The organism is Paenibacillus favisporus (genome assembly GCF_040545415.1).
Taxonomy (GTDB): domain Bacteria; phylum Bacillota; class Bacilli; order Paenibacillales; family Paenibacillaceae; genus Paenibacillus_AQ; species Paenibacillus_AQ favisporus.
In genome coordinates this window covers 1,392,420-1,407,569 of the sequence record NZ_JBEPLV010000001.1, presented here as the reverse complement: position 1 = coordinate 1,407,569, position 15,150 = coordinate 1,392,420, and the positions used below count along the sequence as shown (strand labels likewise).

Genomic DNA, 15,150 nt, shown 5'->3' with positions numbered 1-15,150 from the left:
ATTATTTCGGTAATCCATACAATCGCCATGGCTTCCTGCTTCCAAAAAAGTGCTGCATGCCCGGCTCAGCCGGCACAGGTGCAATTACCCGTGGCTCCTCACCGTCTGCAGCATACAGCACGGCCTCATCACCCGATTTCAGCATGATTTCGATCGATCTATCCTCATGTAATATATAATGGACCCTCTTGCCTTGAACTTCGATCACAAACCCTTGCTCCGAATATGCAAGATCTGTTAGCAATCTGCATGGTTCCCCGGCAAGACTCTGAATGCGGATAAAAGCCGTTTGTCCCGCCTTCGAGGCAGCGCTTACAAGGAATCCTCCTTCAGCGCGCAAATTATGAAAAACAGCCTCCTGCCAAGCCTCCGGAACCGCAGGAAATACCCGAATGATATTCCCCCAGCTTTGCAGCAGCATGTCATGAATCGCTTCCGCCCCGGCTAACGGCGTCTCGATGACCGGCCCCGCCTCTTTATACATCGTATTCGGTTTAATCAAATGCATTAAGCTTCGCAAATAGGCTAGTGCTTCATCGCCCAGACCCATTGCTGCTGCAATAGAAGCGGCTCCGGTGAAGCTGAACCCGCGCAGATCGCCTTCCTTGGCTATCCAATGTCTGAGGGAACGAATGGCGAGCTGCCGTTCTTCCTCCGAATTCCCGGTAATATGCAGCGGGAATACAGCCAGCAAATGACTGAAATGTCGATGGCCGAATTCCAGGCTGAGATCCCTTCCGATTTTGTATCCTGAATGGTCTACCGGCAGCGGCGCAATCCTGGCAAGAATATCGGCCCAGCGCGCCTGCAGCGGATCTTCGATCCCCATCCTTTTGGCAGCATACAGCAGTGTTTCGCAGCCCCAGCGCAGCAGGGAGAGGTCGTAATGAGCATCGGGGGTCTTGAGTTGTTTAAACGAGCCGTATTCAGGCGATACCGTGGGTAGCAGATGGAGTCTGCCGTCCGGACCTTCCTCCAGAAGATGCATATAGAGGCAAATGCTTCGCCGCAACAGCGGATAAACAAAATCACGGAGCAGTCCCTCATCCATCGAATAACGGTACTGCCTCCAGCAGTTATGCATAATCCACGTTAAATTTCCGACCTCATCTTCAACTGGGCTGTTCAGATCATAGCTGCTGCTTCGCCCCAGGCCAGCCGAATCGCTGCGGAAAGATTCATCAACGTTACGAATTAATTGTTCCTGATGCTGCCGCAGCGAAGCAATGAGGGATTGTCCGAGCTCAAGACGGTTCGCGGTATATACCGGTGAATAACTCATCTGAACGTTCATATTAAACCATAATCCCGGCCATGGCGTTGAGGTCATCCACGGGCCTTGGTTATCTATCGGAAGGAGGTCTTTTCTTGTTGCAGAGGCCAGTTTGTACATTTGGATCCAGTAAAAGCTTTCGAGCTGTGTGTCCGGAATCGAGATAAAGCTTGCCGGATAATAGTCGTGCCACCAACGGCGATGTTCGGCTATCCACGAAGTCAAATCTTCCTGCGGCACATTCTCAAGTTCATGCCGTGCAATTTCCCTGTCTTTACTTGATATTCCGTTGACCACTGTCAACAGGCATAGACGGCGATACCTTACGTCGTTTTCGCATTCCACTTTTCGTTCCTTTACTCTTCCGTAATTATGTTCCTTCCAAGCCGTTGTGCAGCCTTCACCTTTGCCATAGGATTGAACACCGATGCCAGTCCCTTCCTCTTCCGTCCGTTCGACAGTGATCTCCGGTATGTATTGGTTCAGGTTGATTCCATCGGCATTCTTCAGAATGGGATCGACCTCAGGATAGGAATACCATTTCATTTCCGCACCCTGCTCACCTTCATCGCTATCAAATTCAATGGCCAGAACCGGATATAAGGCATGGATCAATGCCCTTAATCTGACCTCTCCCTTCGTCGTAGGGATTACCGCGCGCATTTCAGCATTCCAAAGATCAAGCCGAATCTCACAAGGCTGATAGATCCAACCCTCCATCTCCAACGCGATCTCGCCAATGGGAACCCGCACAGGAAACGCCTTAGCCCCCCCTTCACGCGAAGCCGTCACGTCGGTCCGACCAAGCACGAACCTCAGCACGTGTCGTTGATCGCGATGCTCCTCGCTGTATATCATGGCTCCAAGAAGGCCGTTGCCTATAAAAACACCTTCATCCCAGCTTATCGGTTTGGTTTGCCATAACATATCGTGACGGGACAGGAATGCAGGCCAATCGATATGGGTTTGAATGCGTGTGCTCATTTTTTTCCTCCTCTATTTTTGGGTAGTTGCCTTTAACCTTTAAGACCTGCCTTACAGTATGTATCCGCTTACATAATCAGTCAACCCAAAAGACTCGACCTTCATCCAATGTGGTTTTACTTATCCAATCCATTATACATCTTCTGTTTACTGGCAGTTTTGGTTTTTGTATCATGATCCTAAAAGTCTCGATGTTTGCCGAGGTCGGCTATGCGGTAGCAGTTGCTAACGTCCCAGCTTACGTGAAGAACGGGTACACATGGTGACACGGTACTCTGAAGAAGATGGCGTAGCTTACGCTCTGGCCCAACCGGAATGTGCCGCATGGATCCTATCATCTCTAAACACGTTAAAACCCTCACCTACCAAACATGATAAGTGAGGGTTTTATCTTGTCAGACCTTGATACTTCTGTGAATGACTAAACACCAAATTGATTTAAGTGATGGTCCAGATGCTTGTATAATCCTTTTCCCCATTGCTCAGGAGTCAGTTTTCCAAAAAAGGGATGTGGGTGAGACGTACATTTTTCCGGTCCATTCCTTTGGAATGTTACAATTTTATGTTTTAATTTTACTTTTTCGGTTTCAAATTCTTTTTCTTCTACAATCATAATTGTAGGAATCGTGGACATGTTGCGGGCTGGTGGCTTGTCATTATAAAACATTGGTTTCACAAACGTTCCAATGAATATTCCTAACCAACCTCTTGGGGGAAAGGCATTGCCCATTGCAATGTCATGGAACGATGAGCAATGAGCTAGCATTTGGGCAACATCCATCTTACCCCATTGCGCGCGTGAATTTGGACTCAATTTGTCTATTCGGCTCAAGATCTCCGCAGTGTCCGTTTGATTAAAGATGTTTTTCATCACAGACTCCTTCAATTTAATGACTGACAAATGAATAGCTAGACATTTACAAAGTTTATTATACCTTTATTCGCATACTCGATTTCTTCGAGATTGCTATTCCATTGCAGCAATCTTTGCATGCAAACGTCTACTGCCTGATAACGTAACGATGGCAGCCGATGATTTGGGCCGGCTGCCGTCGTGTCATGAATGAGCTATTGTTCACCGGCCTTCATACCCTTGGTGCTTCCCCTTGTCGATGGTCATGCTCTTAGTTTGTTCTATTTACTGCGGCTATCATACGCCGTCTGATAGATTTCGAGATACCGCTTCAGATTCATAGCATCCAATTGGCTGACATAGCTATCCCAGTCCTGATCCAAACTTGCATCGCCAATCACGAAGCGGGCGATCATTTCATCAACATAATCGTTGATGGTCTTGGCCAAATCCGCAGCCTCGGTTGCCTGCTCATTGGTCAGGAAGAGCGGAGGAAGTGTACTCACATCCGTCGGCTTATAGGGTTCATATTTATTTTTCGTTTCCTGATATAAAATAACCTCCAGATCGTCGTCCCCTTTTGCAACCGCAGACAATCGGAAGTCATTGGTCCGGAGTGCCGGGCCCGTCTGTGCCCAGTTCACATTTTGCACGGTGCCGAACGATTTAAGCTCAGACCATACCGCCGGCTTGCCGTTAATGCCTATCTCCCCTTTCTCCGCATCACGCCACTCCTGCCCAGGACGGCCGTAAACGCTGCGGAGTGTCTGCTCTTTTTCATACAACCCGTCCGCCCAGCGCATCGCCAGCTCGGGATTCTTCGCTTTTTTCGTAATCACAAACGCTCCCGGAGTCAATGCCGTAGTATCCACGGCTGCGAACCGCTTGCCTTCCGGCCCTTTTAATGGAGGGACGGCTTTATATTCAAGCCATCGGCCGCTGTCGCCAAGCAGTTGGGTAAACACCCCTTGGTGTCCGCCCGTGGATGCTCCCATGATGACGGCATCCTGATTTTCGCCCAGCTGAATCAGCTGGTTTTCGTCCTGGGTAAAGGATTCTTGAGCAATCAGCCCCTCTTTGTACAGCTTTTGAATATACCGAAGGCCTTCACCCCACTCCGGCTTGTTATAGCCGACGTCTACCTTGCCCTCTTTGACGAACATATGCTTATAGCCTGATCCATAGATCGGGTTATAGATAAACGAGTTCATGAGGAAAGCGTCTATCGAGGATCTCCACGACTTTTGGGTGATAGCCAGTGGAATCTCATCTTTTTTGCCGTTCCCGTTCGGGTCCTGTTCTTTGAACGCCTTCAGCACTTGGTACAAGTCCTCCGTCGTTTCAGGCATCTTCAGATTCAATTTTTTGAGCCAAGGCTCGTAGATCCACATCTTTTGGCTCATGGAACAATGATAGCAGTCATTGACTTCCGGCAGTGCATAGATGTTTCCGTCTATAGCTGTGATCATGGATTTAATTTCCGGATTTTCTTGAAACATTTTTTTCGTTTGCAGCCCCTGCTTTTCAATCAGATCATTCAAGGGAAGAAAAGCTCCCTGCGAGCCATAAATCATTTGCTGTGACGGAGAAATGTTCAGGCCCATAATCACATCGGGATAATCTTCACTCGCCAGAACGAGGTTCAGCTTTTCCTGCATGCTTTGCTCCGGGACGACTTCCCATTCGATGTGCACATTCGTTTTTTCTTCATACCATTTCGTGAATTCGTTCGTTTCGAAATTTTCGACCAGCGGGTTGCCGCGCACCATGACCTTAAGCGTTGTCTTCTCTTGGACCAACGGGTAGGTGCCTGGCGCCGTCAGCTGAATGTCCGTTCCGGATGCTTTCTGATCCGGCTCCGCTGCCTTGGATCCTGATTCCGTAGAGCATCCGGCCAGCAGCAAGCTCAGAACTGCAGCCAAACCAATCGTTTTTTTCACGAAGTTCCTCATAACAGCCCTCCATCATTTTGGGGTATTAGCCTTTCAACGATCCGATCATGACCCCTTTGACAAAAAATTTTTGCACAAACGGGTATACGACAAGCAGCGGGAAGGACGTAACCACAATAAGCGAATACTTTAACAGCTCCCGCAATCCCTGCCGTGCAGCAGCGGTTTTGGCATCTCCGAGCATGTCAATATTGACTTCATTTTGAACCAGAATGTCACGTAGAACCAATTGAAGCGGATACAATTCTGCCCGTTTCAAATAAATCATCGCGTTAAAATACTGATTCCAGTGACCCACTGCATAAAACAAGGCAATAACCGCTAATATGGGCCCGGACAAAGGAAGAACGATGCGGAGCAAGAAGCGTAGATCGCTGCACCCATCTAGTTGAGAAGCTTCGAGGAGCTCATCCGGAATCGTCGTCTGAAAGTAAGTCCGCATAATGATCACATTCCAAACCGAAAGAGCGGCTGGAAACAGCATCGCCCATACGGTGTCGATCATGCCTAGATCTTTGACAAGCAAATACGAAGGAATGAGTCCTCCGCTAAACATCATCGTGAATACAAAGAGCAGCATAAAACCATTTCTCCCCCGAAAATCCTTGCGGGACAGCGGGTAGGCTGCCATCACACTGAATACCAGATTGATCCCGGTCCCAGCAACGGTATAAAACATCGTATTGATAAAGCCTTTAACGACCATGGCATTTTTGAAGACAGCCCGATAGCCCTCTAGAGTAGGCTCAACCGGCCACAGCCATACCCTGCCGGATAAAACAGCCGTGCTGGAACTAAATGACGCACTGACAACAAACACGAGCGGATACAGGACAACGATCAAAATAATGGATAACACGGCATAATTCAGTAGGGTGAACCATCGGTCGGCCCTGGCTTCCTTCATTATGGATGGTTTCATAGCTTGCATCCCCTTCTACCATAAGCTTTCTTGCTTCAGTTTCTTCGCGGTCTGATTCACGACTAACAGCAGAATAAAGCCGATGACAGACTTGAAAAGTCCGATCGCCGTTGCATAGGAGAAGTTCATAGCCTGGGAAACCAGGCCGACTTTATACACATAAGTGTCAATGACTTCCGAGGAACGGAGGTTCAGTGAGTTTTGCATAAGCAAAATTTTCTCAAAGCCTGTCTCCATCATCTGACCTGTATTCAGAATCAACAGGATGACCGCAATGGGCATAATCCCCGGGAGATCGATATGCCGCATGCGCTGCACCTTGGTAGCCCCGTCCATCACGGCTGCTTCATGCAGCGCGGGATCAATCCCCGATAGCGCAGCCAGGTAAATAATGCAGGAAAAACCCGTATTTTGCCATACGTTAGACCATACGTAGATCGATTGAAACCAGGAAGCCTTGGCCATAAAATGGTAGGGTCCAAGCCCTGCCCATCCAAGCACCGTGTTAATCATTCCTGTCCGAGGATCGAGAAACTGCAGCAGCAGTCCTACCAATACAACCAAAGAAATGAAATAAGGAGCATAGGTCACCATCTGAACCGTATTTTTGAAACGGCGGTTCCTGACGTAATTCAGACCGAGTGCTAGCGCAATCGGAAACGGGAAGCTCGCCAGTAATGTGTAGAAACTGATGGAAAGCGTATTTTTCAGCAGCCTCCAGAACTCATGGGACCGGAAAAATCGCTCAAACTGCCCAAACCCGACCCAGGGGCTCCCCGTAATCCCTTTGGTCACATTAAATTCCTTGAATGCGATTTGGGCCCCATACATCGGCACGTATTTAAAAATGATGATATACAGCAGCGGCAGCAAAAAAAGTGCGTACAACTGCCAGCCTTTCCTCAACTCCTTCAACGTCTTCAGCTTCATCCCCCCCTTACTTTGCCATGTGGTACCGGCCGGTGATCGAAGTATAGAACGGGGAGGAATTCCGGGTAAATCTGCACGTTTTTTGCACTATGCGAAATTTTAGAAAAGGCATTATTCCCGATTCATGGACTATACAAATCTCAAGTGATGAAAGGATTAGGCTTGATTTAAACGCCTGTATTCGGTCGCGCTTACTCCATTGGCCCGTTTAAACGCACGGCTGAAAGAATTAAGGGATAGGTAGCCCACTGAGAGGGCGATTTCGCTAATAGGCATGTTTTCTCCGGCGAGTAAGGCTTTGGCCTTGTTCATACGGATATCTTCCAAGTAATCGGAAAAGTTAAGTCCTATGTGCTCTTTAAAAAAGTAGGATACGTATGCCTCGGAAGTACGTGCCTCCCTCGCCAGCATAGCCAGACTAAGGTCCGGATCATGAAAATGTTCGTGGATAAAGGATGCGAGTTGGGCGGCAAGCTTATCGTTATGGCTTTTTTTACGCCGCTCGTTCTGTCTGCACAGCTCAAGCAGTGCCCGTTGAACCATGTCTATCAAAGAAGCCGGTTCTATGCGGGGGTCGGCTGCCTTCAGAATGGTATCCATCTCCGGCATCATATCGTCCGGTCCCTGCTGCCCCCGTTCGCGGCATTTCAAAAGCGTTCCACAGAGTTCCTGTGACAGAATGCGTTCTACGGCAAGGGATGGCTGCAACTCTACATTGTTTTTATCCCGAATCATCTGGATCAGCTGTTGAGTTTCCTCGTAATTCCCGGATTTCACCATCTGAATCAGTCTCTGCTCCACGTCGGAAGGGAAAAAGTATGCAGGAACCGTCAATTCCATGTCATCATGAAATATAATCTGTTCTCTTCCGCCCCAATAGGCATGATTCTGGACGAAAATGGCCTCCCCAAAAGAACGGTAAATTTCCGTCAACCGGCTCTGCTGTCCGCCGACCGCAATGGTGATTCCGGCTTGGTGCAGACTAAGGATTTGATCAAAAATACGGGTCACCCGGTGTTTGACTTCTTCGCGGCACCGCTCTTCCGTGTCTGCATGGCTGCTTAGCAACAAGGCAAGCTGGTTTTCCCCAAGATCATGAATTTTCAACGAGTCGGGTTCCATCCCTGAAATCCGGTCAGAGACGGCGAGCTTTACAATATCGAGCTCAGTGAGCATCGCCTCATTATACGGCGTCTGATATCCCCCCAGTCGGATGACCGCCAGCGTATGGCGGCTGCCGCTTATGTAAATCTTGGCATGATCCATAGCATTCTCCACGTCCTCCATAGAGGTAAAGCCGCCCTTTAGAAGCCTGTCAAAAAACACGTTTTGCATGAGCGGGAGCTGCTCATCCAGCCTGCGTCTTAACTCTTCACGGCTGTCAATCAGCTCGGATACCGAATCGTGGATATCCTCCATCGCATTTAGCCGAAGCAGGCGGTTCCGATTAGTCCCCCTTCTGGCGGCCGAAGGAAGCATTCGCTGGAGCTTGATGACGGGTGTGCTGCTGCGGTAAGCCAGAACAAAGGCTGCGACAAGCCCCAAAGCCAGCGCTGCCGTGAACACACTTAGCGTCAGCTCTTTGATGTAATGTGCCTTCCTGAGTACGACTGCCTCCGGCTGTGCCGCCACATAGGTCCATCCATTATATCCGGAGGTTGTTTGAGTGATCAGCATATCTTCGCCCTTCCACTGGCCTCTGGAAAACCCTTCTCTGACTGGAAGCGCTTTCAATTTTGAGTCCGGATGCACATCTCCAATTTGACTGATCACCCTCCCGTTCTGATCCGCAATGTAAGCAAAGCCCCCTTGCTCTATATTGATGTGACTCAGCATCTCCTGAATCTGCTTATTATCGATTAACACTGTAATCATTCCCTGGCTGTCCCTGCTCCCGAAAGACTGCATGTAACTCACAACCGAATAGGATTTGCCTTCATACTTCACCTCAGTTCCAGGCATGTAGGTCTTATAATGAAATTCATTGAACAATTGCTTATACCATTCCTCATAAGATAAGCCTTCATAATGAAGCTGCAGATCATAAAGCTGCCTGCTCGTGTATACCTTTCCCGGCGAAACGACCATACCGCTGTTTTTGTAAGCGATATAATAGTCAACGATAAAATGATTAAAGACCTGGTAATCGAACAGGCTTTTTTCGAGTTCCCAGAGCCTGTAGGGATGCGTATCGGAAAACGGTGTTTTGACAAACTGAAACGAGAGCACTTTGGACTCGCTGGACATTTGCCGAGCGATCGTCTCAATTTCGGCAAACCGTCGATCAAGCGATTCCCTGACCTGGCCCAGTACCGCTGAATTTCTTTCCCGCGATTCACTCTCAACCAGCTCGGATGTTTTGTGATAAGCAAACCAACCAACCAGTAGCGAGGCCAATAAAATGACGGCGTACGGCACAAATAAACGGAATAACAGCACTGCGTGGCTACCTGATGCTTCTTTCAAATGGGTTCCATCCTTTCTAGAGTTATCGGTAAATCCAATATAGCAAGAACCTGGTAAGCCGTCATTAATAATGAAAACTATAAAAATGTCTAACCATATCGGTCAATTAGTGATCACTGCACATGGACATAGCTGGAGCGGGCGGGATCTTCAACGCGCTTCAGCGTACGCCGGAAAACACCTCGCCCACCAGCTTCCGCCATTGGGCCGAAACGGTTCTAAATCCGGTTTTTGAGGCTATTTGGAAGGAACTTGAGAACCCCAATTCGTAACAGCTGCGGACGATAATATTTGCCCGTGGCTGCTGCTGGTTTTTCTAGTTCCTTAGGAATGGAAATTTCGGTAAATATGTACTTCATGTTAAACTTAGATTCTATAATCAAATGAACCACCCGCAACTGCAATGGTCCCAGTACGCACCCATTTCATTGCCTGCAATACCAAAGGCGATGAATTGTTACCATTGACTTCATCAAAGTCCAGCCAAATAGCCCCTTCTGAATCTTGTCCTTCAAACGATTCAATGGCATTAGTGATCTCTTCTGAATCAACATCAACATCATATAGAATGGCAATATGATGTAAATTTTCTATTGTATGATCTTGTAAGGTCCACATGACAGAAAAATCACAAACCCCAATATTTTTGAGCTTTCGAACTGTGTATCCCGTTTCTTCTCGGAGTTCTCTTATGATCCCTTGCTCTAAAGACTCCATCTTCTCTAATCGACCACCAGGTAAATCATATTTCCCTGTGTAAGGACCTAGAACTTTTCGAATAACTAATATACAGTTATCAGTTGTACAAATTCCATAGACCCCCATATGCCGATGAAAATTGTCATTGATATCAGCCACCATGCCATTCCCCCAAGCTAACTGTATTTATGCTTACCATTTTATATTCGGCCTAATAAAGCTCATTGTCGAGGATTAATGTTTGTCTGACCCCAAGAAATATAGGTAAGGATTGATTTATCCGAACGGTACGATCCTGTTCAATCAAAAAGAAGAGCGCGGTCCATAACAATGGGACTGCGCTCTCGTTGATATAAGCCCGCTGAGGATGTCCTCAGCGGGTACTTTCATTAGGTCACTTAAGGGTTGCTCAGCAATTTCTTGCCTGCCGCAATGGTATTTGCTGTATTGGCCACACGTTTGCCTAGGGCTTCTCCCAGCCCGAGACCTTTCGTAAATAACGATTGGATCAGGTCATCGCGGGTATCTTCGACAGGGGATGTCACTCCGACCCCATAATAACTGCCGTACAGTGCATTCTCCGGAATATTAGCCGGCAAGCCGACAACCATCATGCCTTGATGCAGCATCGGTGTAACCAGGTTTAGCAAGGTCGCCTCGATCCCGCCATGAATGGTTGCCGTAGTACAAAATACTGCGCCGATTTTATCAACCAACGTCCCGTTTGCCCACAAATACCCGAGCTTATCGATCCACTCCTTTAAGCCGGAGCTAATCGTGCCGAAGTGTCCGGGGCATCCCCAAATAATCGCATCCATATCGGCAAGATCTTTGACGTTTGCCTTACTCACGTGATTGATGAACACCTCCGTGCCTTCCACGCTTTGGGCGCCTTTGGCAATGGAGCGGGCCAGCTGTTCGGTATGCCCCGCTTCGCTATCATACACAATATAGATTTTCATCGATTGATCTCCTCTCTTGATCGCTGTTCAAACGCGCTTCTTTATTTGTTTTCCTTTAGGAGCCCGTTCAATTTCTTGAGCGTTTCCCGGTAAGCTTGGTCGGGGGACATTTCTTTTTCATCCGGTTCCGCTTCCTCCTGGTTAGTGGCATCCTTCAGTTTCAGTAGCGCCTTCCGGTATTCTTTATCGGTGAATTGCCCTTCGTCTTTCTCAGGCTGAGACGGGGTTAAAAACCCTCGAATGGCATTTCGGAATTCGCTATCCTTGTTTTGCATGTCCGCGTGAGCCGCTACCTCCGCGAGTGCCGGTTGGTCTACCGGTTGGGCTACAGCTGCAGCTGGCGCCGGTTGGGCCGCCGACTCACTCGCCTCGGGCGCTTTAACCGGTACCTGCAACGTATCCTCTTGCGGCTTCACCTTGCGGATGAAGAACGCCAGGACAAGCGCAGCGACAGTCAGCCAGGTGGCCACGACGAAGGACTGGTTGATGCCGTAAATGGTCGCCTGCTGCGTAACCTCGGCCATCTTGGCCGCGTCTTTCGGGTTGATATGGCCTGCGATGACGAGGTCTTTCCCGTGCGAGGCCGCTCTGTTCGTCATGACCGTGACGAGCAAGGCGGTTCCGAGCGCGCCTGATACGTTCCGGAGCGTCTGAGACATCGCCGAGCCGTGCGCGTTCAGGCGGCGCGGCAGCTGGTTGAGGCCAGCTGTCTGGATCGGCATCATCAGCATGGACATCCCGAACATCCGCGCCGTATAAATGAGCATCATATGGTTGTATGATGAATCGGCTTCCAGATGGCTGAACTCGTACGTCGTGATGGTTGTGATGATAAGACCGGCGACGGCCAGCCAGCGCGCGCCGATTTTGTCGAACACCATGCCCGTGATCGGGGACATAATACCCATCAGAATGGCCCCCGGCAGCAGCAGGAGACCGGAATCAAGCGGCGAAAAGTGGCGGATGTTCTGTAAGAAGATTGGCAGGAGGATCATGCCGGAAAACATCGCCATGGTAATGATGGCGTTAATCAGGGACGTGAGCGAGAACATGGAATATTTGAACACGCGCATTTCGAGCAGCGGATTCTTCACCATGATCGAGCGCACAATGAACAGGATGAGCGCGACCGCGCCGACGGCCAGGCAGATGATGACTTCCTCCGAGTCCCAGCCTTTCGTACCGGCTTCACTGAAGCCGTACAGCAGTCCGCCAAAGCCGAGTGTCGACAGGATCACACTCAGGACGTCGAGCTTCGGACGGGACGTCTTGATGACGTCCTTCATCGAGAAGGCGCCGAAAATTACGGCGATGATCGCAAGCGGCAGTACGATGTAGAACAGCACGTGCCAGTCATAATTCTCGACGATCCAGCCGGAGAGCGTTGGTCCGATGGCCGGCGCGAAAATCATTGCGACCCCCATCAGACCCATTGCTTTACCGCGTTCTTCGACCGGGAAGATGGTCAGCGTAACGACCGTCATAAGCGGCATTAGAATGCCGGCACCGCAAGCCTGCACGAGACGGCCGGCCAGCAGCCAGCTGAAATCACCGGATAACGCACAGATGACCGTGCCCAGTGCAAACATGGATGAGGCCACCAAAAACAATTTCCGGGTTGTAAACCGGTTAATCAGGAAGGCACTGACGGGCACGAGTACGCCGTTCACCAGCATATAACCGTTAGACAGCCACTGGATCGTGCTTTCCGTTACATTGAGATCCGCCATCATTTTCGGTAGCGCGACGTTAAGCACCGTTTGGCTTAACAGCGCCACAAACGCGGCGATGAGCAAGGAGGCCATGATCGGCCCCTTGCGCAAGTGATTGGATACCATAGTGGTCATGGCTTAAGCTTCTTCCTCTCTATAATTTCTTAAAAGCTGCAGTACTTTTTGCTGGATGCGGTCAAGCTCCCGCTGGTCTTCCTCAGGCAGCTCAAGCAGGGACCGCATCATGTGCAAGCGGGTGGCTTCCGTATCGCGCCAGAGCGCCATCCCTTTCTCGGAAAGGGTCAGCGTCATCGCTCGCCTGTCGGTTTCAGTCCTCTCCCGGTCTACGAGACCGGCCTTGACCATCCGATCGACGATGCCGCTGGTCGTGCTGTTGCCGAGTTTCACCTTTTCGGCAAGGTCCGAAAGGCGGATCTCGGGGTGCTCCTGCAGCACCCTCAGCACGATCAGCTGCAGCGCAGTGAGTTTATGCTTGCTCGCCGCTTTGGTCATCAGCTGGAAGAACGCCTGATGGACCTCGCGGTAGCTTTGGAATATTTCCAGGATCCGTTGTTCTTGCAACGTAAAGCTCCCTTCGCAAATATTTCGCATGCGAACTATTATCTAACCATTCAATCGATATGTCAATAAGTTCATAGTAGTAAATGGTTTTATGGTTATAAAAAAAACCGCAGCTACGCGGCTACCCAGCGTGTATGTTCTTGTCGTCTAACATTATTATACAGGCACCTCCACCTCTCCATTCATCCTAATATTTCCCTTAACGGAATTAATATCTCTAATCTGCCAAAAAATAAAATACCAATGATCAATATTATGTGAGCATTTTAAGCAGGAAAATCCATGCAAAAAGGTTACTGCGGACTCTTGAGAAATTTCAAAATGATCCCATGTAACCTGACACTGTCATGTGCCTGGGTATCGCTCCATCGCCATGGATAAAAAGGACTACATCAGCATTCTTGGGCAGCACCAAAACAGCCGTTAGATTGACTGCTGTTCACTCAGCATGTCAATTCCCATTCATCAGCAATCATAACCATTGCCCTTTTATACCAGCAAAAAAAGCAGCCTAAGATTTGCCGGCTGCTGTTGCGCTGTATGGTCTATTATTCTCCACTTCATCTCGATTATAGAACAGAGGATCTTTCGATTTGTTGCTGTGATATCCCCGCCTCCAAACACATTCATTCGAACCTTACGCCGGTTGCGCCGAACCGCCGCTGTCCCCTTTATGTATCATATAGACGGTCATTCTCCCGCTTTGTTGCGAAACTATTGTTCATTTTTGATCTCAAAGATTTTTTGCAGGGTACGGATGTAGAGCGTTCTTTCATTATCCGTTTCCTGGTGTTTGTCTCCCGCTCCTGCATCCATATACCCTTCTACAAGCCTGTACCCGAACTTTAGGAGAATCATCTCATAAACGCAGTTATCCGTTATGTGCGAAATATCTGCTTGTTCCGAAAAGCCCTTGTAATACGCCGGGATACATCTATGGTAGTATTCAACCATGTGTTCAATATCGGCTTCATCCGCGATAAGGCTTGCCATATCTTCACCTAAATAGCCCCAACCCGTGGTATCCCAGTCGATGAGTATAATGTTACCGTCTGAATCAATGATGTTTGTCACCCAAAAGTCCCTATGGCACAGCACGATGGGCAGCTTTTCAATACGGCTGAATATTTCGTCCGCGCTTTCATCTATGTCGATGAGCATTTTACATAGATGTTTCGGGATACCGCAATCGTCGGAACGGATATAATCATACACTCGATTCCATGACCGGTAATGAACATAGATATCCTTCATATACTCCGCTCTGCTCAGATTGGTCATATTTTGTAAAAAAGCTGGCTGTTCGGCATATAACTTGCCCTGGAACCGTCCTAATTCCTCGGCTGCACGCTCATACATATCGCCGGTCAAGTCCAGACCCGATATGCCGTCGATATATTCCATCCACATCTGTGTTTCGTTCTCTTCTCCGTTCATTTCGACGTGATAACATTCTGGCCAACGGAATGACTCAGAAAACAAGGCGCCAAAATTGGACTTATAAAAATCATACTCTCTGCGCCATGAATCGGGATCCTTGTAACGTTCCCATTTCTTCTGCGTTTTTACAACGATGTTATAGGTGATTTCCCTGCCATCTATGGTTTGGGCAAGGCCCGTTACAAGCTGTACATTACCTACTGTACCGCCATGTAAAGGTTTGGTCTGGATATCGGCGCAAATAGTTTCAGTACCGAGCATTTGGTTTAAAACCTGTGTCAGCGTTTCGGCTTTGATCTCGCTCATCATGAAGTCCTCCAATCGTTTTAACAAGGTAACCCTTTGTCGTACTTCAAGTTTAGGTTGTCATCCTGT

Annotated in this window: 11 protein-coding genes; all 11 read right to left on the bottom strand. The window is 48.7% G+C overall.

The window, feature by feature from the left end; genetic code table 11:
• Position 1: 1 nt before the first annotated feature.
• The 11 genes from ABID47_RS06620 to ABID47_RS06570 all read right to left on the bottom strand — a co-directional run bounded on the left by ABID47_RS06620 (position 2) and on the right by ABID47_RS06570 (position 15,084).
• A complete protein-coding gene (locus tag ABID47_RS06620) occupies positions 2 to 2,257 on the bottom strand; it encodes a glycosyl hydrolase family 95 catalytic domain-containing protein (RefSeq protein ID WP_354495367.1) in 2,256 nt (751 codons plus the stop codon).
• A gap of 421 nt (positions 2,258 to 2,678) precedes the next feature.
• Complete coding sequence (locus ABID47_RS06615; RefSeq protein WP_354495366.1) at positions 2,679 to 3,128, bottom strand: DUF1569 domain-containing protein; 450 nt, start codon at positions 3,126 to 3,128, stop codon at positions 2,679 to 2,681.
• A 263-nt stretch (positions 3,129 to 3,391) separates the two neighbouring features.
• The gene (locus tag ABID47_RS06610) at positions 3,392 to 5,062 is read right to left on the bottom strand and encodes an ABC transporter substrate-binding protein (protein ID WP_354495365.1); all 1,671 of its coding nucleotides are present in this window, start codon (positions 5,060 to 5,062) and stop codon (positions 3,392 to 3,394) included.
• Positions 5,063 to 5,087: 25 nt separating this feature from the next.
• Positions 5,088 to 5,984 carry a carbohydrate ABC transporter permease gene (locus ABID47_RS06605; protein ID WP_354495364.1) on the bottom strand — a complete coding sequence of 299 codons (897 nt, stop codon included), beginning with the start codon at positions 5,982 to 5,984 and terminating at the stop codon, positions 5,088 to 5,090.
• Between the two features lie 15 nt (positions 5,985 to 5,999).
• Entirely contained in the window at positions 6,000 to 6,914 is a 915-nt protein-coding gene (locus ABID47_RS06600) for an ABC transporter permease (protein WP_163875335.1), read from the bottom strand.
• A 156-nt stretch (positions 6,915 to 7,070) separates the two neighbouring features.
• The gene (locus tag ABID47_RS06595) at positions 7,071 to 9,380 is read right to left on the bottom strand and encodes an AraC family transcriptional regulator (protein ID WP_354495363.1); all 2,310 of its coding nucleotides are present in this window, start codon (positions 9,378 to 9,380) and stop codon (positions 7,071 to 7,073) included.
• A gap of 366 nt (positions 9,381 to 9,746) precedes the next feature.
• The gene (locus ABID47_RS06590) at positions 9,747 to 10,241 is read right to left on the bottom strand and encodes an NUDIX hydrolase (protein ID WP_354495362.1); all 495 of its coding nucleotides are present in this window, start codon (positions 10,239 to 10,241) and stop codon (positions 9,747 to 9,749) included.
• A gap of 236 nt (positions 10,242 to 10,477) precedes the next feature.
• Positions 10,478 to 11,041, bottom strand: coding sequence for an NAD(P)H-dependent oxidoreductase (locus tag ABID47_RS06585; protein WP_105442686.1), 564 nt, complete (start codon positions 11,039 to 11,041; stop codon positions 10,478 to 10,480).
• 41 nt (positions 11,042 to 11,082) lie between these two features.
• Complete coding sequence (locus ABID47_RS06580) at positions 11,083 to 12,888, bottom strand: DHA2 family efflux MFS transporter permease subunit (protein WP_354495361.1); 1,806 nt, start codon at positions 12,886 to 12,888, stop codon at positions 11,083 to 11,085.
• A 3-nt stretch (positions 12,889 to 12,891) separates the two neighbouring features.
• Positions 12,892 to 13,335 (bottom strand): MarR family winged helix-turn-helix transcriptional regulator, encoded by a 444-nt coding sequence (locus ABID47_RS06575; RefSeq protein ID WP_354495360.1) that lies wholly within the window; start codon positions 13,333 to 13,335, stop codon positions 12,892 to 12,894.
• Between the two features lie 714 nt (positions 13,336 to 14,049).
• Positions 14,050 to 15,084, bottom strand: coding sequence for an aminoglycoside phosphotransferase family protein (locus ABID47_RS06570; RefSeq protein ID WP_354495359.1), 1,035 nt, complete (start codon positions 15,082 to 15,084; stop codon positions 14,050 to 14,052).
• Positions 15,085 to 15,150: the final 66 nt, after the last annotated feature.